Origin of the sequence: Anaerobutyricum hallii DSM 3353, from assembly GCF_000173975.1 — a bacterium.
Lineage (GTDB): Bacteria > Bacillota > Clostridia > Lachnospirales > Lachnospiraceae > Anaerobutyricum > Anaerobutyricum hallii.
Map to the genome: position 1 here is coordinate 1 of NZ_ACEP01000080.1, position 25790 is coordinate 25790.

The 25790-nt window shown below is 36.8% G+C and carries 19 protein-coding genes; 14 read left to right on the forward strand and 5 right to left on the reverse strand.

Annotated features, from left to right (window positions below; genetic code table 11):
• Positions 1 to 196: zinc ribbon domain-containing protein (locus tag EUBHAL_RS07480; protein WP_005347390.1), on the forward strand; the 196-nt coding region annotated here is incomplete at its 5' end.
• Between the two features lie 455 nt (positions 197 to 651).
• A complete protein-coding gene (yaaA, locus tag EUBHAL_RS07485) occupies positions 652 to 1398 on the forward strand; it encodes a peroxide stress protein YaaA (RefSeq protein ID WP_005347416.1) in 747 nt (248 codons plus the stop codon).
• Positions 1399 to 1557: 159 nt separating this feature from the next.
• Here yaaA and EUBHAL_RS07490 read toward each other — a convergent pair whose 3' ends face one another.
• Positions 1558 to 2766 (reverse strand): MYG1 family protein, encoded by a 1209-nt coding sequence (locus EUBHAL_RS07490; RefSeq protein WP_005347419.1) that lies wholly within the window; start codon positions 2764 to 2766, stop codon positions 1558 to 1560.
• 193 nt (positions 2767 to 2959) lie between these two features.
• On the opposite strand from EUBHAL_RS07490, the gene cbiM reads away from it, so the two are divergent.
• The 3 genes from cbiM (at position 2960) to EUBHAL_RS07505 (ending at position 5606) form a co-directional block, all read left to right on the forward strand.
• Positions 2960 to 3967 (forward strand): cobalt transporter CbiM, encoded by a 1008-nt coding sequence (gene cbiM, locus EUBHAL_RS07495; RefSeq protein WP_005347423.1) that lies wholly within the window; start codon positions 2960 to 2962, stop codon positions 3965 to 3967.
• A gap of 41 nt (positions 3968 to 4008) precedes the next feature.
• On the forward strand, positions 4009 to 4794 hold the full coding sequence (locus EUBHAL_RS07500) for an energy-coupling factor transporter transmembrane component T (RefSeq protein WP_242648762.1): 786 nt from the start codon (positions 4009 to 4011) through the stop codon (positions 4792 to 4794).
• Positions 4795 to 4940: 146 nt separating this feature from the next.
• Positions 4941 to 5606 carry an energy-coupling factor ABC transporter ATP-binding protein gene (locus EUBHAL_RS07505; protein WP_005347429.1) on the forward strand — a complete coding sequence of 222 codons (666 nt, stop codon included), beginning with the start codon at positions 4941 to 4943 and terminating at the stop codon, positions 5604 to 5606.
• Positions 5607 to 5751: 145 nt separating this feature from the next.
• Here the strand turns inward: EUBHAL_RS07505 and EUBHAL_RS07510 are convergent, their stop codons facing one another.
• Together EUBHAL_RS07510 and EUBHAL_RS07515 are read right to left on the reverse strand one after the other, a co-directional pair.
• Positions 5752 to 6900, reverse strand: coding sequence for a DUF4179 domain-containing protein (locus EUBHAL_RS07510; RefSeq protein ID WP_005347432.1), 1149 nt, complete (start codon positions 6898 to 6900; stop codon positions 5752 to 5754).
• The gene (locus EUBHAL_RS07515) at positions 6890 to 7480 is read right to left on the reverse strand and encodes a sigma-70 family RNA polymerase sigma factor (protein WP_005347436.1); all 591 of its coding nucleotides are present in this window, start codon (positions 7478 to 7480) and stop codon (positions 6890 to 6892) included. The genes EUBHAL_RS07510 and EUBHAL_RS07515 overlap by 11 nt, the downstream gene beginning before the upstream one ends.
• Before the next feature lie 238 nt (positions 7481 to 7718).
• On the opposite strand from EUBHAL_RS07515, the gene EUBHAL_RS14800 reads away from it, so the two are divergent.
• Complete coding sequence (locus EUBHAL_RS14800) at positions 7719 to 9572, forward strand: HAD-IIB family hydrolase (RefSeq protein WP_005347439.1); 1854 nt, start codon at positions 7719 to 7721, stop codon at positions 9570 to 9572.
• A 223-nt stretch (positions 9573 to 9795) separates the two neighbouring features.
• A complete protein-coding gene (locus EUBHAL_RS07530; RefSeq protein WP_005347442.1) occupies positions 9796 to 10695 on the forward strand; it encodes a DegV family protein in 900 nt (299 codons plus the stop codon).
• A 240-nt stretch (positions 10696 to 10935) separates the two neighbouring features.
• Here the strand turns inward: EUBHAL_RS07530 and EUBHAL_RS07535 are convergent, their stop codons facing one another.
• A complete protein-coding gene (locus EUBHAL_RS07535; RefSeq protein WP_005347445.1) occupies positions 10936 to 12801 on the reverse strand; it encodes a fibronectin type III domain-containing protein in 1866 nt (621 codons plus the stop codon).
• Positions 12802 to 13214: 413 nt separating this feature from the next.
• The gene (locus tag EUBHAL_RS14805) at positions 13215 to 16466 is read right to left on the reverse strand and encodes a penicillin-binding Tp47 domain C-containing protein (protein ID WP_005347448.1); all 3252 of its coding nucleotides are present in this window, start codon (positions 16464 to 16466) and stop codon (positions 13215 to 13217) included.
• Between the two features lie 216 nt (positions 16467 to 16682).
• Between EUBHAL_RS14805 and EUBHAL_RS07545 the strand changes: the two genes are divergently transcribed.
• The 7 genes from EUBHAL_RS07545 to EUBHAL_RS07575 all read left to right on the forward strand — a co-directional run bounded on the left by EUBHAL_RS07545 (position 16683) and on the right by EUBHAL_RS07575 (position 25764).
• Positions 16683 to 17807, forward strand: coding sequence for an FAD:protein FMN transferase (locus EUBHAL_RS07545; RefSeq protein ID WP_005347450.1), 1125 nt, complete (start codon positions 16683 to 16685; stop codon positions 17805 to 17807).
• A 103-nt stretch (positions 17808 to 17910) separates the two neighbouring features.
• A complete protein-coding gene (locus EUBHAL_RS07550) occupies positions 17911 to 19695 on the forward strand; it encodes an FMN-binding protein (protein ID WP_081452278.1) in 1785 nt (594 codons plus the stop codon).
• Between the two features lie 109 nt (positions 19696 to 19804).
• Complete coding sequence (locus EUBHAL_RS07555; RefSeq protein WP_005347457.1) at positions 19805 to 20296, forward strand: FMN-binding protein; 492 nt, start codon at positions 19805 to 19807, stop codon at positions 20294 to 20296.
• A complete protein-coding gene (locus EUBHAL_RS07560; protein ID WP_005347459.1) occupies positions 20296 to 21135 on the forward strand; it encodes a 4Fe-4S binding protein in 840 nt (279 codons plus the stop codon). Before EUBHAL_RS07555 ends, EUBHAL_RS07560 begins: the two co-directional genes overlap by 1 nt.
• A 63-nt stretch (positions 21136 to 21198) precedes the next feature.
• Positions 21199 to 22206 (forward strand): AAA family ATPase, encoded by a 1008-nt coding sequence (locus EUBHAL_RS07565; protein WP_005347461.1) that lies wholly within the window; start codon positions 21199 to 21201, stop codon positions 22204 to 22206.
• Complete coding sequence (locus EUBHAL_RS07570) at positions 22203 to 23393, forward strand: DUF58 domain-containing protein (RefSeq protein ID WP_005347464.1); 1191 nt, start codon at positions 22203 to 22205, stop codon at positions 23391 to 23393. The genes EUBHAL_RS07565 and EUBHAL_RS07570 overlap by 4 nt, the downstream gene beginning before the upstream one ends.
• Entirely contained in the window at positions 23383 to 25764 is a 2382-nt protein-coding gene (locus tag EUBHAL_RS07575) for a transglutaminase-like domain-containing protein (protein WP_005347465.1), read from the forward strand. Before EUBHAL_RS07570 ends, EUBHAL_RS07575 begins: the two co-directional genes overlap by 11 nt.
• Positions 25765 to 25790 lie beyond the last annotated feature (26 nt).

Sequence of the window (25790 nt, forward strand, 5' to 3'; positions counted from 1 at the left end):
ATGGAAAGGAAAGAAAATGGTAAAGGTAGACCGTTTCTTTCCTTCTAGTAAAAAATGCTGTAAATGTGGAAGGATAAAGAAAGAGCTGAAATTATCCGAAAGAGCCTATCACTGTGCGTGTGGAAATAAGATGGACAGAGATCGTAATGCGGCAATCAACATACGTGAAGAAGCAAGAAGGATGTTGACAGCATAAACTGTCCGTATCCGGACAAGCTGATAATAAGAAATATGCCCGTATCCGGGCAAAAGAATCGCGGGGCACGCGAGGATAGCTTGTAGATACTTGGCTCAGTAGAGCCATTGAGCAAGAAGCCCCCACTTCAAAATCTATGATTTAAGTGGTGGGAGCATGTCACTAGATATATAGTATAGTTCTTTTATAACAATAAATTTGTAAAGTTAAATTTTCTAAGGGATTCAAGGAGTGTTTGAAAAAATTCTGGTATAGGATAGTGTATTAGCTGTTTAGTAATAATAGTTTATGGACAATCATTTGGCAGTTACAACAAAAGAGTCACGAATCAAACTATATCCAACAATACTTTAGAAGCTAGAAGGAAGAAACACTGGTATGTTACGAAAAATATACAAATTCAGAATCTGTAAATGGACAAATAAAAAATAGGAAAGTAAGAGGAAGAAATCCAAATGTTAAAAGTAATTATTTCCCCAGCGAAAAAAATGAAAATAAGAAACGATATTTTACCGTATAAAAATATCCCATTTTTTATAAAAGAAGCAGAGAAGCTTTTTTCTTACATGGGAAATATGTCATTTGATGAGCTAAAAGATTTGTGGAAATGCAGTGATAAGCTTGTGGAAGAGAATGAGCGACAGTTTCGAATAGGAAACTTAAAACAGAATCTAAGCCCGGCGATTCTTTCCTATGAAGGAATCCAGTATAAATATATGGCTCCAGCAGTATTTGAGGAGCAGGCTTTTACATGGTTAGAAAAACATTTACGGATTTTATCAGGCTTTTACGGTGCACTATCTCCATTTGACGGAGTAATTCCATATCGCCTTGAAATGCAGGCACGCTTCCACAAAGAAGAAATAGATAATTTATATGACTTTTGGGGACAAAAACTGGCAGACTACGTCTTAAAAGACTGCGATTGTCTCATTAACCTTGCCTCCAAAGAATACAGCAAAAGCATTTTAAAATATATCCCTGAAAATGTACGAGTTATAACCTGTGTATTTGGAGAACTGATCGATGGAAAAATAAAAGAAAAAGGAACCTACGCAAAAATGGCAAGAGGTTCCCTTGTACGCTATATGGCAGAACATCAGATAGAAAATCCAGAGGAAATTAAACAGTTCGATGAACTTGGATATAAATACAAAGAAGAATATTCAAACAGTACAAAATATTGCTATTTAATTCATTAAGCGAACTACAGACGAAGGCATTGCCCCCAATAAGGCATATTTGTGATTTTAGTCGCTGCGGTTTAAATGTTCGCTCATGCGCTCACATCCAAACCGCAGCGACTAAAGTCACAAATATAGGATATCGTATCTCTTCTCGGGCGTCTGTCCCTTAATGAATTAAATAGCAACAACCCTATTTTGGTGTTTTATGTAGACTGGGATATGTTTTTTGTGTAAAACCCGGATGACAGGATAGACAATGAAAAGTTCTCCTTCAACGTAAACAGCATCTGGTTTATATTTTAAAATGCCTTTCACATAGTCTTTAATATAAGATGCAAACTCCTCTTTTTCCATAGAAATCTCACCCAAGTTTCTGTCAAATGTAAGTGCGGGCATTTTCGGTAAGTCACAATGGATAATTGCTGCATTTTCCATATGAGGGATTTCTTTAAGGATTTCATCCATTTTGGAAGAACCTCCCAAATTTATAATGCAAGAAGTTTCTGTAAAGTTTTCAAGGCTTATTTTGCAGGCAGAAATTGCATCGTTTACATCATCGACGGTCATGATAAAACCGCCTTTGTGGCAGAAGTTTGCGCTGGTTAAGCCAGTTGCCTGTTTTAATTCGTCTCTCTCTAAACCAAGCCAGTTTTCAGGGAAGCTGCATTTGTAATTGAGAGAATGTTCTTTTTTTAATGGCTGGATGCAATAGCCTCCGCGGTTTGAGGGGAAAATAATAAAGGCAATATCTGTTTCGCGTAATTGTTTCTGGCATGGGACGAATTCAGGGAGAACGAGAATTTTTGCTTCGATTTCAGATTTTTCCCCAGACAAAACAGAAGAATTATGTGCGGCTAAAATTTCTTCTACACGTTTCTCGGCACGTTCATTTCCTTTATATTTTTCGAACATATTTACAAGAATCATTCCAGCTGTCTGTACCGCTCTGGAAAATGCTTCATTTTCTCCATTTTCCACATCCCAGGAAGGATTAAAATTGCCAATTAAAGTGGCAAGTTCATTTTTCTCGCCGGTATTGTCGTTAATATCAAGTGGCTGGATAAATGACTCATCGAACTTTGCGGCAAGTTCTTCGCCAAGAATTTCTGCACCAAGTTCTTCCCATAAAAGACCAAATGCAGCATAAGGAACACCATTTTCACGGATACGGCTGTCGCGCTGGTGATGGTCGTATTTTCCCCTGCCAATATCAAAAACGATTCCATCAAAATCTTTTGGAACTTTATTTCCTCGGGTAATTGTGATTGCAGGATTTAAATATAACAACAGTGCATAGGAGAAAACATCGTCTGCATGAAATTTTCCACTATGTGTAAAAGCTTTTGCATTTTTCTTTTTAATTTGTTCTAATAGAGTATTCATAAAATTCACCTCAGAATTTTTATTTCAGTCGAGAAGCTGCTCAATCTTCAGTATCAGTATAATAGTATAGCATAAAGTTATAGCAGAATTATACAAAAAAATACAAAATATATCCCCCTGGGGAGCTTGTGAGAAAAAATAGAAAGGTATATCCTAGGTTTAAAACATAAAAGCTTTATAGGAGGAAAGAAAGATGCATATACCTGAAAATTATTTGAGTCCTTCGACCTGTGCGGTAATGGCCGCAGCAATGGTTTCGGTATGGACATACTCTGTTAAGAAAGTAAAAGAAGAAATTCCGAAGGTGAAGATGCCATTGCTTGGAATTGGAGCAGCGTTTTCTTTTCTTGGAATGATGTTCAATATCCCGCTTCCGGGAGGTACGACAGGACATGCAGTAGGAGGAACATTGATTGCGATTCTTACGGGAAGTCCATCGGCAGGCTGTATTGCCGTTACGATCGCACTGCTTATTCAGGCATTGTTGTTTGGTGATGGCGGTATTCTCGCTTTTGGAGCGAACTGTTTTAATATGGCTTTCATATTGCCATTTCTCGGATTTGCGATTTACAAGCTTATCTGGGAAAAAACAGGAAAAAGAAAGTTAGCAGCAGGAATTGGTTCCTACATCGGCATTAATGCAGCAGCATTTTGTGCAGCGATTGAGTTTGGAATTCAGCCATTGCTGTTTACTGATGCAGCAGGAAAGGCACTCTATTGTCCATATCCGCTTACTATTTCTATTCCGGCAATGATGATTGGACATCTTACATTATTTGGAATTGCAGAAATAGTTCTTACTACAGCAATCCTTGCATTTGTGGAAAAGATATCACCGGAAACATTAGAGGAAAAACCAGCACAGTCCGCATTTAAGCCATTATATATTCTTATGGCAGTTTTGATTATATTCACACCATTAGGTCTTCTGGCAAGTGGAACCGCCTGGGGAGAATGGGGCGTTGAAGAGATGGCATCCCTTGTAAGTAATGGAAAAGCACTTGGATATACACCGGCAGGAATGGAAAAGGGCTTTAGCCTTGCTTCACTTTTCCCGGATTACTCTATGGCAGGAATGCCGGAATGGATAGGATATATTTTATCTGCAGTTGTTGGCGTAGCGATTATTGTTATCTTCTTTAAACTTTTAGCTGGAAGTAAAAAAGATAAAATAGATTTTTCAAAAGGGCAGTCAGTGTAATGCAAAATCAGGAAAAAAATAATAGTTTTCTTCCATCATGGATGTGTGAAACGGAGCAATATGTTCCGAGTATTGATAAAGATGGATTTATTACAAAAAGTACGCAGGCAGTTCTTGGTGTACTGTCAAAATTAAAATGGAAAGAAGGGAAGGACGGGTGCCTAAGCGCCAGTCCTTCTTTAAAACTATGTTATACATTCCTATATATTTTACTTACTGCCTGTTCAAAAAACTATGTATTTTCATTAATTATGGCAGGCGGAACTATTCTTGCACTTGCAACTTATCCGGCAGAAACAATGAAACAGATACTTTCGGGGACATTTGGAGCAGTACTTTTTTCTGCACTAATACTTTTACCGGCAGTGTTTATAGGAAATCCGCAGATTTTGCTTATTATCACAACCAAAGTGTTTGTATCCGTTACGCTTATAGGTATTCTGTCAGCGGGAACATCCTGGAATAAATTAACAGCAAGCCTCCGCTCATTTCATATACCGGATATCTTTATTTTTACATTGGATATTACATTAAAATATATTGCCGTACTCGGAGAAATCTGCATGGAAATCCTTACGTCACTTCGCTTACGATCTGTAGGACAAAACAGGAAAAAAGCACAGTCCTTTTCTGGGATATTGGGGATTTCCTTTTTAAAATCAAGAGAAATGGCAGAGGAAATGTATGCAGCGATGTGCTGCCGTGGATTTGTTGGAGAATATAAAACACAAAAAACATCTACCTTTCGAAAACAGGATATCTTGAGTCTTCTTTTGATGATAGGAGTAACAGGAATATTCATTTATTTCGAGGGTCTGTGGAAATAACACGAAGCAATCAATCTAGTATCAAAGAGGGTAAAAGACCTTTTAATCCTAACATATAGCAATTTTCTATGAGAAGAGAATAAAAAGTAAAATCAAGAATAACAAAAGTAAAATCAAGAATAACAAAAATAAAAGGAAGATTCAAAATGATAGAATTAAAAAATGTATGTTATGCATATGGGAATGAAATTGCATTACGATACATTAATTTAAATATTCAAAAAGGTGAATCTGTAATAATACAGGGACCAAATGGATGTGGTAAATCTACATTGATAAAAATATTGAACGGAATCATATTTCCGATGGAAGGCAGTTATACCTATGAAGATCACGAAATAACAGAAAAAGCATTAAAAGATTCTCGCTTTGCCAAATGGTTTCATCAGCAGATGGGTTATGTTTTTCAAAATGCAGATACACAGCTTTTTTGTGGAAGCGTAGAAGAAGAAATCGCATTTGGCCCGATCCAGATGGGACTTTCCGAAGAAAAAGTCAAACAAAGAACAGAGGATTGCCTTCGTTTATTTGGAATCGAAAAACTAAGAGAACGCCCACCGTATCATTTAAGCGGTGGAGAAAAACGAAAAGTATCATTAGCGTGCATCCTTTCTATGAATCCCGAAGTTCTTATATTAGACGAACCCCTCGCTGGACTCGATGAAAGTACACAGAAAATGCTTATAGATTTTCTGAAGAAATTTCATGCAGCAGGGAAAACACTAATTATCATTACCCATAATAATCAGCTTGCGAAAGAGCTTGGAACCCGGTTTATCCAGATGAATGAAAATCATGAATTAACTATTTGATTCATTAGGGGAAACAGACGAAAATAAAAAGAATAGACCATAGTAAATGTAAAGATATCACTGCGTAGAAAATGTCTGTCCGGCATTTTTACTTGCTCTCACATTACATTTACTATGGTATTATTTCTTTTTTCGTCTGTTTTCTCTAATGAATAGTAATAGTAAAAGCCTTTCCTAGTGATTTATAGTTAGAGATAGAGATTTCCTGAGCATCATCAGTGTTTGTGGTGCTGACTTCAATTTCAGTAGATTCTGCTACTGTTTTTTCAGTGGATTCTGCCGTTTCTTCTGTACTATTAACAGAGGAAGACAGAGGAAAGTCATTATAATATGGAGTTAAAGTGAGGCAGGTGGCTTTAGGGGAAATATAGCCGGTCATTCTGTCTACTGTAAAAGTACCATTTGTTCCATCGGCGGTATCAAGGTAGAATTCTACAGGGTTTCCAAGGTCATCTTTTCCTTTCAATATAATGTCCCCAGAGAGTCCAGTATTATTTTTTGAAATAGTAAATGAGATTTGATGGTTTACGATATTACTTCTATAATTTTTTAAAGTTATTTTTGTTTTATTTGGTAAGGTAAAAGAATGATTTAATGCTACGTTTGTTGTTTTTGCATTTAATTCTTTACCGGATGCCGCAAATTTTAATTTTCCAATAGAGGTATTTGATTTATCTAATGTGGAAAAGTTGATCGTAAAATCAGCTTTCTCTGATAAAATGGAGGAATCATTTAATTGTATTTCACTTTCAGAAATAGAAGTTAGCTTGTCGATAGGAGTAGAACAGATGCCGACACTTTCTACAATAGGTTCTCCAGCGATAGTAAGGTCTATATCAATTGGCAATTCAGTGATAGTTTTGATATTTGATTTTTTCAATACAGAACTGTCTTTTATTTTTGTTTTGTAGGAAATGATAAGGCTATGTCCATCAAGAATTACTTCATTTAATGTGATAGTGATGCCGTTTTTGGATATAGATTTACCAACGACAGTACTGTAAGGACTAAGGTCTTCTTTGGTGCCTAAAAGTGTGGATAAACTTTCCATAATCTGTTGGGATTGTGCGTATACGTTCTGCCTTACCGGAGCACTGCTTCCACCAAGAAGAATAATAAAGGCAGCTGCGGCAGCAGCATATTTTTTCCAGGTGTGTTTTTTAACGGAAGTTTTTTTCTTTAAAGCAAAAGATTGTTTCCAGTTTTTTAAATCAGTACTTGTAATATCGACAGTTTCAAAAGTATCTATCTGATTGTCAATGTCATTTAATAAATCATAAATATCATTTTTCATAACTCGTACCTCCAGTCAGATGAGTTGAATTTGTTTGAGGGAAAAGAGAACGCAGCTTCTTTTTACTGCGGAAAAGCCGATTATACAGTACAGGCTTGTTTGTATTCATTTCTTTGGATATCTCATCAAATGGTTTTTCTTCTACATATAGTTTGATGAAAAGCTCTCTATCTTGTGGTTTTAGGCAGGATAACATTTGCTTTGTTTCTTCAGAAAATTCTTCTTCAAATTGTGTGTGTAATTCTATTGCATCGTCCAATCCTTTAGTATATTGCGCATTTTCCCAGCTTGTTTCCAAAAGATGATTTGCGTATTTTCTTTTATAATCAAGAGCTTTTAATCGGGCAATTCCGCCAATCCAGTTTGCAAATGGATTACGGGCGGAGTCATATGAGTCGATATGTTCCCATACAGCGAAGAAAACGTCATTCATACATTCCTCTTCGTATTGAGAAAGAACATTCAGATAACGATGCACAACAGACTTTACAAGTCCACCATAATGTACCATCACATATTCTAAAGCTCTCTCATTTCTGTGGGATAACGCTTCCACAAAATTCGATTCTTTTATCTTCATAGGTTACTCCTTTATGTACATTCGAATGTAAAAAATATATGGATAATTATATCGGTTACATTATATATTCGCAAATAAGGGATGAGAATCTCTCACTTTTTTGAAAATATTTTGATTTTTTTGAAAAGGCTGATTTCCGTCTCCCAAACCGCAGAGAACCGAAAGATTTATTTCCTTTGAATGTTACCCTAAAACCTGTTAAGATGGGAGTAGAAATTTTCGAAAGAGGAAACCACCGATGGATTATATTGATATTTTTATAAAAAACGATTATATAGATTTAAAGCAGATTGCAGAGAGTGGACAGTGCTTCCGCTGGAAGAAAATATGTCCGGGAAGATATTTTGTTATTTCTGATGGACGGACGGCATGTTTTTTTCAGGAAAAGACAGGAATCCGTATTTTGTGTCATGAGAAGGATGAGGAATATTTTAGAAAGTATTTGGATTTAGATACAGATTACGAGAAAATAATAGAACAGATTGATCCGGAAGATCGTTTTCTTTCTGGAGCGGCGAAGATGGGAAAAGGGATTCGGATTCTTCGTCAGGATCTGTGGGAGATGATTGTTAGTTTTATCATCAGTCAGAGAAATAATATTCCACGTATTATGAAGAGTATTGATGCATTATGTGAGAAACTTGGAGAAAAAATAGTATTTAATTATGAAGAGGAGCATCTTATTGGTTATAGTTTTCCGGGACCAGAAGTGCTTGCAAAGGCCGATTTGTCGGAGTTTAAGTTTGGATACCGGGAGAAGTATATTCGGCAGACAGCAGAGGATATTTTAACTGGGAAGTTTGAACTGAGTGTACTTCAAACAGCCGTTGCAAAAGGGGCATCGCCGGAAGAGGGAAAGGAGATGCTGAAAAAACTTCATGGAGTGGGAGAAAAGGTAGCATCTTGTATTCAGCTTTTTGGTTTACATCAGCTTTCCTTATTTCCGATTGATACATGGATTGCCAAAGTGGAAAAAATGTATTATAACGGGCATTTTCCAGTAGAAAGATATGAAGGGATAGCTGGTGTGATGCAGCAGTATCTTTTTTTCAGAGTTCGTGAGGAAGCAGAAAAACGTGCCTGCTTGGAAGTAAAAGCAGATAAGATGCAAAAAGAAAAGCCAGAAGAGATACGAAAAAATGTATCAAAAGAAGTTTTAAGAAAGCAGGAGAAGAAAGAATATAATCTTTCTGGCAAAATGCTATATGTATCGGATTTAGATGGCACATTATTAAATAGTGATGCCTTACTTAACGAAGACGTGCCTAAACGATTAAATGCTCTTATTGAGCAGGGACTTTGTTTTACTGTTGCTACAGCGAGAACCTATGCAACTGTGAATTCTATTATGAAAGATGTCAATCTCACCTGTCCTATGATTTTGATGAATGGAGTCATGATTTACGATCCGGTGAAAAAAAGCTGTATTCATGCGGAAATTATTGAAAGAGATTCTGTGGAATATATTTTAAAAGGAAGAAAGAAGTTTGGAGTGACAGGATTTGCATATGCACTGTCCCCTGAAATTTCCGAAGATTGCTCAAAGTCTGGCGAAACATCTGTTGTAGATAGTGCCGGACGAGTCGGCAAGTCTGGACGAAAGATGGCAACCTATTATGAAAAAATTGCGACACAGCATATGGAAAAGTTTTATACGGAACGAAGAGATTTATACCATAAGCCATTTAGTAAAGTGGAAAGATTAGAAGATATTTCAGGTGAAGATATCATTTATTTTTCCATTTGTTATGAAGAAGAAGTGTTACGGCCATTTTATGAATATTTGAAAAAAGATGAGCGGCTGAATCTGAATTTTTATAAGGATGTTTATGGAGATGGTCTGTGGTATTTAGAAATCTCGCATAAAAATGCTTCAAAATATTATGGAATACAGAAGCTGCGAAAGCTTCTTCATCCGGCCGCGATTACCGGAATGGGTGATAATCTGAATGATATTCCTTTATTTGAAGCTTGTGATCGTTCCTGTGCGGTAGGAAATGCACATAAGGAAGTAAAAGAAAGGGCAGACTATATTTTAGATACCAATCTGAATGCGGGAGTGGTAAAATTTCTGGAAAAGGAAATGAAATAAATTATCAAGACAGCCATAGAATCTGGAATTTACCGGAGACTATATAGAGAAGATAGTTGACAAAGAGTTTTGATAATATTAAAATATAGATATGAAAACTACATTACATGGAAATGAGAACACAGATTGCATTGCAGTAAGAGAGAATGCTTCATTTTGAGTGATATTTACAGTGTATTAATTTCTGTGTATAGTAATATAATAATGCATACTGGAGGATGAAATGGATTACAAGATTATTAGTGATGGCTGTTGTGATTTAGAAAAAGAGATCATTGAACAGTATAATTTACGTATTATACCTTTTTATATATCATTTGATGAGGAGACATATTATAAAGAGATTGAAGAAATCGGAATTCGTGAAGTATATGAGCGAATGGTAGGGAATCCAGATGTATATCCGAAGACCTCTCTTCCATCTGTACAGAATTATATTGACGTTTTTACGGAATATGTGAAAGAAGGAACACCGGTAGTCTGTATTTGTTTTACTCCATCTTTGAGTGGTTCTTACAACTGTGCATGTAATGCCAGAGAAATTGTTTGTGAGGATTATCCGGATGCCAAAATTGCGGTGATTAATTCTGAAGCAGGAACAGTAAGTCAGGGTCTTATGGTTATTGAAGCAGGAAGAATGTGTCAGAATGGAGTTCCTTATGAACAATGTGTAGATATTCTTGAGAAGATGAAAAAGACGAATAGAATCTTCTTTACAGTCGGTAACACAGATTATTTAAAACATGGCGGACGAATCGGAAAGCTTGCAGGAATCGCAAGCAGCGCCCTTTCCTTAAAGCCTCTGATTACTTTAGTAAATGGTGAGATCGAAGCTTCAGGAATCGGACGAAGCCGTAAGAAGACAGTTGCCAAAACGATTGCGTTAATGGATGACTATTTTAAAGAAACCGGAGATGCGATGGAAGACTATTCTTTCCGCGTTGGTTTTGGTTACGATATAGAGGAAGGCAAGGAATATTATAATACCGTTGCGAACCATATCTATGGAGAGAGCCATGTAGATCAGGTGGGAATCTGCCAGATTGGGGCAACCATTGCGGTACATACCGGACCATATGCGATTGGAATCGGGTGTGTTAAGAAGTATGAGAATTATTTATAATCTAAGCCAATCCTATTCAAATAATAAAAAAGACCCCACGGAATATAGCTTCGTGGGGTTTTTACTAAATAGAGTTTGAATAGTAAGAAATAATAGAATGTATAAACCAGAAGATATGGTTATTACTTCTCACATTTGCAGAGGCAACTATTATTCTACTTTCTCCGGGAGCGTCTCTCCCTGCCTGAGGCAAAATACTATTTATAAAAATACCAATTATATAAAATGTTTAAGAGAAACTTATTTTACTTTCACAGTTTTCACTTTGCTGTATGCCCCATAAGTCTTAGTCTTTCCAACCTGCTTGTAGGAGCGTACTTTTACAAAGTATTTCTTTTTAGATGTTAATTTCTTTACTACTTTGCTTGTTGTCTTGTTACTCTTTACTACAATTGTTTTCTTTCCTTTGAAAGATTTCTTTGTGGAATATGTGATTTCGTAACCGGAAGCTTTTTTATCTTTTTTCCAGGATACTTTGATTTTTTTCTTTCCATTTGCTTTTACTTTTGTAGTCTGTTTTGCAAGTTTTACTTTTGTGGCTGTTGTGTTTGGCTTCTTTGCTGTAGTAGCAGGTTTTGTAGCTGGTTTAGCAGCAGTTGTTGTATTTGGTTTAGAAGCTGTTGTACTGTCCGGTATGGATGGTGTTGGAGCTTCTGTGGATTGATATGGTTTTAATAATTCAGTAAGTTCATTGATTAAATCAGCAGCATCGGCACTGGTAGAACTTTCGTTTGCTAAGAGTTCTGCTGCCTCATTTTTATGTGCTAATAATACACTATCATCAGCACCGGCACCTTTTAATGCAGTTTCAGCCTGTTTGATAAGTTCCTGTAACTGTGCTTTTTGAGCTTCTGTTACAGGGATTGCAACGTGGATATCAGCGTAGTTATCACAAGAAATAGCAACGCTGTAAGTTCCACCTTCTGCATCAGATGGGATAGCATTTAAGTCAAGAGAAACGCTTTTTGCAATAGCTCCGGAATACAGAGTATAAGGAGTCTTCATATGACCTGCTCCAACAGTATATGTTACAGTTAATGTTCCGTTTTTTACAGTAGGAAGCTGATTTAAAGTAAATGATTTCATATCGTCACTGAAAGTACCGCTGATTTCTTCAGAGTAAGCTGGTTTTATAAAGATTCCATCAGCGAAAGTATAAACATAGTTACCTTCTGGTGTTACATAAGTAATCTTATTAATTGTTTTATTGACAAGCTTTGCAAATTCAGCCGTATTATCTGATTTTGCAATTCCCATAGTAGCTGCTTCATTGGCAACATTAAAAGATAATTTATAAGGTTGTACCCAGATATTTGAAAGATGTTCCAGACCTACTTTATATCCTTCTGTTGTTTCAAGAATGATTCCCTGAATAGTAGAATTGACAGGGAATCCCTCATCTTGTCGGGAATTTCTTAAGTATTTTGTGCTTGTTTCCACCACATCAATCTCGTATTCACCCCAGGTGGATCCTGTTGTTAATGTTGGTACGGCATCAGTTACAGTAGCGACTGTCTTGTTATTAGAAACATAAGAACCGTTTTCCTGAAGTATTTTATACTGAGAAGGAACCTGTGTAGGATTTTCATTTAATGTAATATCAGAAGCTTCCTCATATGCTTTGCTTAATTCTTTGTTTGCATCTTTTAAAATAATAGATTCAACATAAAGGTCAGAATCAACAGCAATATTTACATTCGCAACACCTTTTACATGATATCCCCCTGCAGCTTCTGCACTTTCCTTCTTATAATCTGTCCAGGCATTAGATAAAACAGAATACTTAGAAGTGCTGGCAGTAGTAACGACATCAAAGCTGTCTGTGCTGCTTACGTCACCAGAATAAAATTCTTTGTAAGTTAAATTAGATGTTCCATATATCGTTCCGGAAAAACCTGTACCGTTAGTTAATTTATAATATAATCCACTGTTTCCAATCTGAGTATAGCCTTCTAAAGCTTCTGCAGAATATGTGTAAGTGCTGCCTGCGATAGAAACGGATTTTGTTCCTTCTGCTGCAAATGCAGGAACAGAAAGCTGGCTGACAGACATAAATACTGCCATAGAAGCTGCCAGAGCCTTAGTTAATAATTTTTGTTTTCTCATTAAATTTGTAGTCTCCCTTCTTCTCTTGTATACTTTTAGAACCTGATTATGAAATCAAACATAAAAAATTCCAAAAGGACATATTTGATAAGAAAATAAATATATAAAAATCTGTGCACTGATTTTTAAGGCAAAAAATTAGAGAACTCTCCCTAGCGCGCATACGGAGTGCGTTAGTGGAGGGTCCCCTACCAGGTTTTCATGCATGAATATCTAATAAAAAGATATTAAGCACCGAAAATTCAATTCAAATCTTGTAAGTCTGAGATAGAAAATATATCTCGCAATTAGAGAATACTATATAAAATTAGTTGTGTCAAACAAAAAATACCAAATGAAAAAAGTTCTCAAAAAAGGGAATGCTTAAATACTAATTTTCGTTTCTTTTTTCGTCTACACGAAATCTACAATTATTATTTTGTCTTCACAGTTTTTATTGCAGACCATTTTGATGTAGCTGACTGATATCCGGCTTTTGTATATACGGCGCGGATGCGGACTTTATATCTTGTTTTCTTTTTCAGTTTCTTAAGCTGAGCAGATGTGATCTTAGCCTTGGAAACTTTAATTGTTTTTGTATCTTTTTTGTTACCGAATCCTTTTGTTGTGTACTGGATTTCATAACCGGTAGCCTTCTTAACTTTTTTCCATGTAACTTTTGCTTTGTTCTTTGTTGTTTTTCCAACTTTAAGAACAGGTTTGGAAAGTTTTACGTTTGATTTCTTTAATGCTGGTTTAGTAGCAGGTTTTTTAGTTGTTGTTGTGTCTGGGTTAGAAGGCGTTGCAGGTTTAGAAGGAGTAACAGCTTTTTCTTTTAAGCCTGAAAGAGCTTCTGTAAGTTTTGTGTTTGCAGCATCAACAATTGCCTGTGTGTTAGCGGATTTTGCTTCTTTTGCTTCTGTTAAAGCAGTCTGAAGTGCTTTCCAGGTTTCAGCAGTATATTTGCTGCTATCAAGTGCTTCTGCTTTTTTGATGGAAGCTTCAAGGATAGAAGTATTCAGCTGTACAGTTCCAGATACAGATGGGTAACCGGTTGATGTAAGCTCTATTGTGTAAGAAGCAGATTTGTCTGCAAATACAGGTGTGGAAGAACCATCTTTACCTTTAATTGCTGCATTGAAGTTAATGTTTCCGTCTGCATCAAATAAATCAGTAGCTTTAATTCCGCCTTTTCCTGTTTTTTCTACCCCATTAATTTTAATAGATGTAATATTATTTACATATTTTTTAAAGTTGACACCGGCAGGAAGAGTAACCTGATTATTTTTATTAATGGAGATATCTCCAGTCTTGTAGCCAGATTCTAATGTGAAGGAGGCTACAATATCAGAGTAAGTATCATCTGTAAATACCATAGAATAGGAACCCACACCAGTATTATCTGTAGCTTTTATCGTCAGAGTATTGTTTGCGTATGTATAATCTGTACCTTCTGTCAGGACAGTTTTTCCCATACTTACGCTGCTTAAAGTATAATTAGAACCAGAAGGAACAGCAGTAGTATCAACAGAAACGGTTGCACCATCTTTAAAGTTATCATTAGCGGTAGCTTTAATGCTGTCAGAACCAGCTAAAGTTTTACATTTTAAGTTAGTATTAATAACAATATCAGCACCGTTTTTTACAAGATAAGTAACTTTTTTAATTGTTTTACCTTGTAAAGCTTCATGACGATTATAATCAATTGTGTTTCCATGCTTTTCTTTAAATCCATCTGTTACGGCAAAGGAGAATTTGCCTCCAATCCAGATGTTTTCCAGATGCTCCATACCGTATTTCTTGCCATCTTCGTCTTCAACGATGATACCAAGTAAGGAATCTTTAGCACTTAAATTAGAAAGAGGGCTGTTTTCAGAAGTTACAGGATCTACTTCATATTGTCCGTAGGAAGACTGTGTTTTGATAGTAAGTGTATCAGAAGTATCTTCGGTAACCTCAGATTTCATAGCTGTCAAAGTACCATCACCATTTAAGATTTTATATTCAGATGGTGCATTATCAGATAATTTCATAGAACCAATAATTTCCAATAATTTGTTGCTGCATTCTTTGTTTTCGGAAATAGCCTTTTTCGCATTTTCATATAATGAAGTTGGAACAGCGATATTTACGTCTTTCATACCGATAATAGAGCCACCCTGTCCGTTTGCATTATCTTCTGAATACGTACTGGAGAAGAAAGATTTATATTTATTAGTTGTTGCACTACTTACTGCATCATACATACCACTTTCACGATAAGAAGCGGCTTTATCAGAAGTGAGGTCTAAAGTAGTATCCTCTTTTACGTCATTTAATTCTCCGTAATAGAAGTCTGCATAAGAAAGATTCGCTGTTCCGTATTCATATTTATCAAGAGCATTTTTAGCGGCTGTAAGATGTTCAACTGCTTCATTGATTTCTGCCTGAGTAGGAGTCTCTTTTGCTAAAATGTCTTTTGCTTCATTTAATTCTGTTTCGAAGCTATTCCAGCTTTTTTCTGTATAATCTGATTTCTTTAACTCTTCCACAGAAGAAACAAGTTTGTTTAACTCAGTTGTATCGCCAGCATTTGTGTCAGGTTTTACAATGTTTGCATCAGTAGCTTCAAAGTTATATGTAGAATCAGCGTATCCAAGAGCATAAATGGTTAAACTCCAGTAGCCAGTTCCGTCATATCCTTTTGGAAGCTGGCAGCGAATAGAATTTGTAAGACCTAACTGGATTCCCATACTTTTATGCATCCAGTTATCAGCAGCAAACTTTGTTCCGTAAGTGGCAAGTGCCTTAGAACGTGTGCTGTCATTTCCATAGTAGGTCCATTTTACAGCCTGCATATTAGCGCCAAGATCGCCGTAATTTTTTGTGAAATCTACACGAAGAAATTCACCGTAGCTACCGCTTGCATCCTTTACAGTTGCTCCCATATTGTTTAAATCAGCAGTTTTAAGAGTCTTATCTTTAATACCAGAAGAAGAGCCGTTACTTCTTTGGGTAAATGTGAAGGAACCATCACTCTGCTTTTCGGCAGTCTTTAGGCCATTGGTATCCTTATCAACAGATGCAGTAACGTTGTTATAAGCCTGTAGATTTTTTTCTCCATAGCCGCCAATTAAGGTACCGTTATTTTCTACAACGGAATATTTTGCTTTGAAAGCTTCAAAATCAGAAGACTTTACTGCAACAGGTACATATTTAAGACCATAAACTTTATAATCTTTCATAGTATCTTCAGTGCCATCACTGGTTTTGATTGCGCCCCTAGTAAAGGTGATTTTTTCTCCATTAGTGAGGATTGCAGTATTAGCATCTGTCCAGTGAGATATATTATAAGTTCCCTTTTCACCTTCAATAATCGCAGTACACTGATAACTTCCGCGATGAAGACCGTGATTAGCGGTAGCTCTTGTTACAGCATCAAAGGCACCTTTATCTTTTTCACCGTGTGAATCAGCTGTATCAGAAGAAGTGGTATCTCCGGCTGCCCAAACTCCTTCAGCCTTCCAATATTCAGCCCATGTCAGGCCTGCATAGCAGTAAACGTAGTCATCACTATTTTCTGCTGTCTGTGTCTGTACTGTAGATACACTTGCTGCTTTTACAACTGCTGGAGTAATACTGGAAAATACAGTAGTACAAGTCATTGCAAGAGCAAGAGTACCTGCTACAAGTAATTTGTTTCTCATAAGTTCCTCCTTATATTATAATTGGTATTTGAGTTAGCTTATTCTAACGAAAAATATAATAGTATACTATTATTAGCTGTGTCAAACTGTATATATATTAATGAAAAAAGTTCTCATTTATTTATAAAAAAATTGCATTGTCAGAATATTTTCTATATAATGTATAAAGTTAGAAAGAACTAATAAAAGTAAGTTTCAAGATAATGGAGGATTGTTGTGATAAATTTTAGAAAAAAAGCAGTTGTGATGTTACTGACCACTGTGTTCACTGCAGGAATGCTTTCCGGATGTGGAACATCAGGAGATACAGAGAAAAGTAAGAATGATAGTAGAAAGGCTGTGGAGCAGACAACACAGGCAGAAGTGGATACAGATCGTAAGTCCCAAAACGAAGAGGACGAATCGGAATCACGAGATATTTTTGCGATGGATACGTATATGACTTTAACGGCTTACGGGAAAAATGCCAAGAAAGCATTAGATGCGGCGGTTGATGAGATTAACAATATTGAACAGCTTGTTTCTACGGGAATTGACAGCAGTGAAGTTTCGCAGATTAATAAGAATGGAAAAGGTTCGGTATCAGAAACAACAGGATATCTGATCAAGCGTTCAAAAGAGATTTATGACAGCACGAATGGAGTGTTTGACATTACGATTTATCCGATTATGCAGGCGTGGGGATTCCCGACGGAGAACTATCGTGTTCCAGGAAAGAAAGAGCTGAAGAAGTTAAGGGGACTGATGGGAGCAGATCACGTTTTATATGATGAGAAAAAACAGGAGGTCACTTTAAATAAGGAAGGAATGAAGATTGACCTTGGTGGAATTGCGAAAGGATATACTTCTTCAAAAGTAATGGATATTTTTAAAGAAAATGGGATTTCTAGTGCAGTGATCAGTCTTGGCGGTAATGTGCAGACACTAAACGGAAAGCCAGATGGTTCTGACTGGAGAGTGGCGGTTGAGAATCCGGCAGATACGGGAAGTTATATTGGAGTGCTTTCTATAAAGGATAAGGCAGTGATTACTTCTGGGGGATATGAGCGTTATTTTAAGCAGGATGGAAAAACATATCATCATATTATTGATCCGGCTAATGGATATCCGGCAAATAATGGTCTGACTTCTGTTACGATCGTATCAGATGACGGAACACTTGCAGACGGTTTGTCCACATCATTATTCATTATGGGACCGGAAAAAGCACAGAAATACTGGAAAGAACACAGTGATGAGTTTGACACGATTCTTGTAAAAGATGACGGAAGCATTCTAGTTTCAGAGGGACTCGCAGAGTATTTTACCAGTGAGTCTGATTTTACGATAATAAAAAAATAATGATACAAAAAATTTCTCATAAAATCAAGTACAAAAAGATTTCGAGAATATAAGAATACAAGAGTACAGGAATACAAGAATACATTCAAAAAGAAAGGGAGATATGATGAGAGAAAAGTGGAAAAAATATGTTGAAAAATTTAAAAGTCTTGGTGATAAGGTTTCAGGTGTGAAAGGAATTACAGCGATAATTCCGGCGGTTTGCCTGGCGGTTCTTATGGTGACAGTACTTACCGGATACAAAACCCCACAGGCAAAAAAGTATGAAGCTTCAGAGACAGAAGACATCAGTCAGATTAAGGAAGCGCTTGCGAAGGAAAGTAGGGCAGCAACGGCAGAAACAACGAAAAAGAATACAACAAAGAAGGGAAAGAAGGGGGCTATTGATGTAAAAGATGGAACGTATAAAGGTTCTGCAAACGGATATGGCGGAAAAGTTACAGTAAATGTTACTGTAAGCAAAAAGACGATGACAGCGATTGATGTTGTCAGTGCTCCAGGTGAGACGGATTCTTTCTTTCAGCGTGCAAAAGGGGTTATTGATGAGATGCTTACGGCACAGAGTACAGATGTAGATGTCGTGTCCGGAGCAACATACAGTTCAAATGGAATTATCGGTGCAGTAAAAAATGCACTTTTTGGAACGGAGTCTAATAATGCGACAGCGGCAGCAGCGAACGCAGGTAATGCAGGTGGTTCGGCTCCGAGTGTTTCTAAAGTAAGTGAATCCGGTACATGGAAGGATGGAACTTACACTGGTTCGGGCAAAGGATTTGGTGGAACTATTTCTGTAAAAGTAACAGTAAAAGATGGAAAAATCAGCGCGATCGATGTAACAAGCGCATCAGGAGAAACTGCTTCCTATTTTAGTAAGGCAAAAGGAATTATCCCAAAGATGATCAGCGGACAGACTACAAATGTGGATGTGGCATCCGGAGCAACCTATAGTTCCAATGGAATTATTACCGCAGTAAGAAATGCTCTTTCAAAGGCAGAAACAGGAAAAAGCAGTACGAAAAAGAAAAAGAAGAAAAATAAAAAAAATAAGAAAAAAAACAGTGGTTCTAACAGCAATAATAACAACAATAATATTGCAGCACCGGCAGAAGGGTATGAAGACGGCACCTATACCGGAAGTGCGGCCTGTTCGGGAGAGCAGTTTAAGGAATATAGTGTAACGGCAAATGTAACGATTAAAAATGGAAAGATTTCTGCGGTGGAGATTTCTTCTACAGCAAAAGGAACCAACCTGAAACAGTTTATGAGCAGAGATGAGATTAAGAATCTTCCATCACTTATTGTCTCTAAAAACGGAACAAGCGGAGTAGATGCTGTCAGTGGAGCAACATACAGTTCCCATGCTATTTTTAATGCGGTAAATGATGCTTTATCAAAAGCAAAGAAAAATGGTTCTTCTACGGAAAAGAAAGAAGAGACAACAACGGAGAAAAAGGAAGAGACGACAACAGAAAAGAAAGAGGAAACGACCACAGAGAAAAAGGAAGAGACAACAACGGAAAAGAAAGAGGAAACGACTACAGAGAAAAAAGAAGAAACAACAGAAAATCCAGACGAAGGGAAAAACTACAAAAATGGAACATACAAAGTAAGCATAACCTGCGAGCCGGATGAAGATGAGGATTTTGATCCGTATACGATTTCCATGGATATCACAATTAAAAAAGATAAAATTACAGAAATTTCCAACATTACCGCAAATACAAATTCAACGAATAAAGCATATACAAACGATGCAAAGAAAGGAATGATTTCTAAAATTATAGCAAATGGAAATGCAGATGGCGTAAATACTGTAGCAGGAGCCACCTGTTCTTCTAAAGCAATTAAAGATGCATGTCAGAAGGCATTTAATGCGGCAAAGAAGTAATTTTGAAAAGAGAAGCTTTTGCGTTTATTTAAGAAAAAGTTATTTGAATATTTAAAATAGTAAGAAAATTTATAAAAGACAATAGAAAGCATTTTAGAAGGGACAACGAATGAAGTATAAAAACTTTTTAATCCGTTTATGTGATCTTATTCTCGTTCTGGGGCTTTTAGCAGGATATCAGGCTGTGATTTACAGTCGTGATAAAGAAGCCACAATTGCAGAATTAAAAAGCCAGGTAAATCAGCTTCAAGGAGAAAAAGAGGATATTCTTGAAGCGGCAAAAAATTCTGGAAAGTTAGGGACCGATGGTGCATCTGCCGGTCAGGCAGGAACGTATAAAGATGGAACATATACTGGAAGTTCGCAGGGATTTGGCGGAGAAATTAAAGTAAAAGTAACGGTATCCGGGAAGAAAATTAGTGCGATAGATATTATAGAAGCAAGTGGGGAAGATGAGGCTTATTTATCAATGGCAAAAGATATTGTGAAGACAATACTTGATAAGCAGACGACAGAGGTTGATACAATAAGCGGAGCAACCTATTCATCTACAGGAATAAAGAATGCAGTAGGACAGGCATTAGAAGGAGCAGCTAAATAATGAAGAAAAAGAAAAAAATATCGGTGCAGACAATCATAGAAGTGATGATACGGGCAGTATTTTTTATCATCTATCCAGCGTTATTTTCCACTGCATTTACCGGAATAAAATTAATTGTAGAACAAATTACACAGCGTGCAAGTCTGCAGTGGAATTCCTTTGTACAGACACTTGTTGTATTGCTGGCCTTTACCATTGTATTTGGACGATTTTTCTGTGGTTTTGCCTGTGCATTTGGAACATGGGGTGATTTCGTTTATTTTATTTCATCTATGGTTTGCAAAAAAAGAAAAAAGAAACCGTTGAAATGTTTTTCAAAAGAGGGAAAGATACTCCGGTATTTAAAATATGTTGTACTGCTTGTTGTCCTGCTTCTTTGCATAAAAGGTTACAGTAGTGCCGTTGCTGTACATAGTCCGTTCAGTGCATTTTCCCGTTTTCATCAGTTAAAGATGGCAGACAGTCTTATAGGAACAGGTCTCTTTTTATTGGTTACAGCAGGAATGGCATTGGAACCAAGATTTTTCTGCCGTTTCTTATGCCCAATGGGGGCAGTATTTTCTCTGATGCCGGTGTTACCATTTTCTGTAATCAAACGAAACAGAGAAAACTGTATTCCAAATTGTAAAGCGTGTAATTTAGTATGTCCGGCAAACCTTGAGATACCATCGGATAAAGAAGGGGATAATGCGACATCCGGAGAATGTTTCTCCTGTGGAAAATGTATCGGAAAATGTCCAAAGCAAAACACACATAATGGTTTTTGGGGAAAGCTATGGTTACCAATGCTTGTAGTAAAGGCTGTGATATTGTTTGTGATATTTAGAATATTGTATTAAAGAATTTTCCTGATTTTATCTGTCGGATAAATTACTATATCAAAAAAACTTTTTCGTGTTATAATGGACAGTAATCTGTGTATAAAATTCAGTTTTGCCGTCCCAGCAGGAAAGGAGCATTTTTTGAATAAAGCGAATTTGATTATAGAAGAAGTGAATAAAGTAATTATTGGTAAAGAAAAGGTCATCCGTAAGGTGTGGATGACGATTCTCTCTGGTGGACATGTTTTGCTTGAAGATGTACCTGGTGTGGGAAAGACAACTATGGCGCTGGCTTTTTCAAAGGCTTTGGGACTTTCTTATCGAAGAATACAGTTTACACCGGACGTTATGCCATCGGATGTGGTCGGTTTCTACTATTATAATAAGGAGAGTGGAAAGTTTGAATACCGTCAGGGAGCAGTTATGACGAACCTTCTGCTGGCAGATGAAATTAACCGTACTTCAAGTAGAACACAGTCAGCACTTTTGGAGGTTATGGAAGAAGGACAGGTGACGGTAGACGGTGTGACAAGAAATATACCGGAACCATTTTTTGTTATTGCAACGCAAAATCCGCTTGGTTCTGCGGGTACGCAGATGCTTCCGGAGTCGCAGATGGATCGTTTTATGGTTCTTTTGTCTATGGGATACCCAACAATAAAGGAAGAAATGATTCTGATGAGTCAGAGAAAGGTGAGTGATCCATTAGATGATGTGAATGAGGTTATCTCAAAAGAAGAATTACTTTCTATGCAAAAGGAAGTGAATGAGATTAAGGTTTCTTCTTTAATCTATCAGTATATTGCAATGCTTTCTGATGCGACACGAAGACATGATATGATTCAGCTGGGTGTCAGCCCAAGAGGATCTCTGGCCTTGTGCAGAATGGCAAAAGCGAGTGCATTTTTGGCTGGCAGAGATTATGTTGTGCCGGAAGATGTTCAGGATGTTGTAAAAGATGTTTTCCGTCATCGTCTGGTATTAAAGTCAAGAGCAAGGTTATCGAGGAAAGATGTGGATAAGATTATGGATGAAATTTGTGCCACTGTACATGTGCCAGATCGAAGAGCGGCAGGAGGAAGAAGATGACCCGAAAAAGATTATGGATGAATCGAATTAGCGGGATTGTCTGTCTGTTACTGTGGATTGCGTTAGTCATTTTTCTTTCTGGAACAACAGGGAAGATTGCCGGGATGGCATTAGGAATTATGTTGCTGGTGGCTGTCATTTATAATCTTTATCTTCCAAAAGAAGTTTCTACTCATCTGATTATTCCTGCCTATGCGCAAAAGGAAGAAAAAATTACCGGACGACTTTGTATCAGCAATACAGGAGTGTTCCCTGTTTTATCTGGGAAAGTTTTTTTACAGGTAAAGAAGACGATTAGTGGGGAAAAGGAAATATTTTCTATGAATATCAGGGCAGCGGGACGAAAAAATGGTGCGGCTGCTTTTGTTATAGATTCGGAATATATGGGATTTTTGGAAATCACGATTTTGCGGGTGGAACTGTACAGCTTTTTTGGATGTATGAAAAAGGTAACATATGTAAATCAGGAGAAGGTGGTAATGATTCTGCCACAAACAACGGAACTGCATTTTCCAGTACAAAACAGCGGAGCTGCCTGTTCTTTTTTTGATGAGGAACAAAGTGGTAAAAAGGGAAATGGTCCGGGGGAATATTTTGGAATCCGTCCGTATGTTGATGGAGATTCCATGAAGTTAATTCACTGGAAGCTAACAGGAAAAACAGATGAATATATGGTAAAAGAAGTGGAAGTTCCTATGATGCGGATGCCACTTATTTTTCTCGAAACAAGGGTAGAAAAGCTGGATGCTGCTATGATTGACGGGTTGTTAGAAGCATTTTTTTCTATTTCACAGCATATGGCACAGGAAGGACAGAAGCATTGTCTTTGTTGGTGGGATAAAAAGACCGATGGATGGAATTTTTACAATGTGGCAAATGCAATGCAGTTGGAAGAAGTGTATGCCCATGTATTTCAAAGTATGTTTTTTTCTCAGGGGAATGCAACGATAGATTCTTTTGAAAAAGAAAGAAAAGAACAGTTTTCAGAAGTGATTTATATTACAGAGTATTGGAACGAGAAACAGGCAGTTTTCGATGACTGGAACCTGACTTTATTATTAGAACGACGGGAAGCAAGAAAAGAAGAAGGGGAAGCGTTAGTACCGTATATTTTTTCGGCAGAAACCATGGGAGAGGATATTGATCGGATTTTGACAGCGTACAGGAGTGTAGATTATGGAGCATAAAAACTCATTTCACATTAAAAAATTGAATCATCAGAGTGGATTTGGCTGGGCAGAAATGATGCGGGCCGGGTATGTGTGGCTTGCTGCGCTGTTATGTTTTATCTGGTATGCTGCCGATCGTTTTGAAATGGATACAGCAGGTGTTGCTCTTTTTATCGGGGCAGCCTTTTTTATATTATTGTATTTCGTTGGGATATCTGTTGGAAAAGGTTTTACGGTTTTTATAAGCGGTTTGTATTTTTTTGTTCCATTTTTCATTCTTTCTATGGAGAATATTCGAAGAGCTTTATTGATTTTCTCCCGAACAGTCTTTGATTATCTGGCAGATTATGGACAGAGCAAAAATATTTTTCATCGTATAATTCAAAATACATCGGTAGATATGCAGACAGGAAATGTGGAGTTTTTTCCATTTGTTGTCGGAATATTGGGGATAACTTTGTGGCTTATTCTTTTTATGGCATTGTTGTGGAAAGTCCAGCCTTGTATTTTATTTTTTACCGTAGCGATCTGCTTTGCTTTTCCATTTTTTGTATGGGGAGTTCGGCCAGAATTGTTTGCAGTGTTAAGCTTTCTCATTTTTTGTTTCTTTTTCTTTGCTCCGTCTTTTTGGGGAGGAGTACTTGGAACTTCAATTCTTATTATTTTACTTCTTTTAGGAACTTTCTCAGGAATGACAAATACCGGACAGATGTCGGCAATTCAAAAGAAGTGGAATAAAGAACGATATAAAGAGGATGTATCTGTTCTTCCGGAAGGTCAGCTTACAAAGGCAAAGAAGATGAAGCGGACAGGTGAAGAGGCTCTTAAAGTAAATATTTATAAGAAAAACAGTTATTATCTGAAAGGATTTGTTGGAACAACTTATGAGAATAATTGTTGGAAAGCAAGTACAAATAACTGGAATATTTTTGGCTCAGACAGGAGTATGCTTGCAGCTTCTGACCGGGAGGCATACGAATCTTTATTATGGCTTCATAATAAAGAATTTTACGGAAATACAGTAATGTATCATTTTGTAAGGCAGAAAAAGCTTTCGGAAGGGAAAACAGATCCGTCTCTTTACAGTTTATCTGTAAAAAATGTAGGGGCGAATCGAAAGTATCTTTATCTTCCTTATGAGAGTGCTGTTTTACCAACAATATATGAAGAAGAAGGGACGGCAGCGATTAATAAAACAGAGAATATATTCGCTTCTGGAATAAAAGGAGCAGGAGAATATTCTTTTAAAGCAATGGAAACAATGGCTGGAAAGTTGAAATCGTCTACCAATATTAAGACGGAGGATAAGAATCTTTCCTCAAAAAAAATGACGGAAAGCTATAAAGAATATGTAAATGCAACATGTCTTTTCTTAAATAAAGAAACAAAAACATTGATTTCTTCTGCAACAGAAGGGAGTCTTCAAAGTAATCTATCGGTATTAGCAATTATAAACCGGGTAAAAAGCTTCATGAAAACATCGATTACCTATAATGAAAATCCAGGAAGTATCTCGGAAGATGAAGATTTTGCCCAATGGTTTTTTGAAGATAAAAAAACAGGATACGATGTGCAGTATGCGGCGGCAGCAGTAATGATGTTTCGTTATTATGGAATTCCATCCCGTTATGTGGAAGGATACCTTCTTACACCGGAAACGGTAAAAGAGGCAGGAACGGCAGAGACGGTGACTGTTTCACAAAAATACGCGCATGCATGGCCGGAAATTTATCTGGATGGAATAGGATGGATTCCGGTAGAAGTTACTCCTAAATATGAAAACATTATGGGAACACCGTATTATGAGACACAGGAAACTGCGGTAAGTAATTCAAGTTCGTCAGATCAATCTTTAGAAAATGACGATAAGAAGAAACAAGAAAAACAGCAGGAACAAAAAAAGCAGGAAAAAGAACAGACAACAGAAAAGAAATCAGAAAAGAAAACAGTAGAAACACCGCAGCAGATTCCACAGAATCGCTCAAAGCAAAGCAAAGGTGGAAGAACGGTTCATAAAATCCTGTATATTCTATGTTTCTTTATTTTCATAGTAGGTCTTTTGCTTTTTGTATTTAGAAAACGACTGCAAAAAGTATACCGAAATTATAAAACAGATAAACTTTTAAAACAGCAAAAGTATAGTCAGGCAGTTATGTTCTGGTACGATATTTTGTGTAAAACAATATATGGAAAAGAAAAAATAAAAGATAATCGTGTAAGAACCTTTGAAAAAAGACTTCGTACCTTTGACAGAGAAGTGGAACCGAAAAAGTTACATCTTTGTATGAGGATTCGCCAGAAAGCGGTGTATTCACCAGAAGGAATCACTAGAAAAGAAGCAGAAGCTGCAGTACATTTTCTGAAAAAAGAGTGTGAAAAACTGAAATAAAGGTATTTTAAGTTTCGTTTCTATTG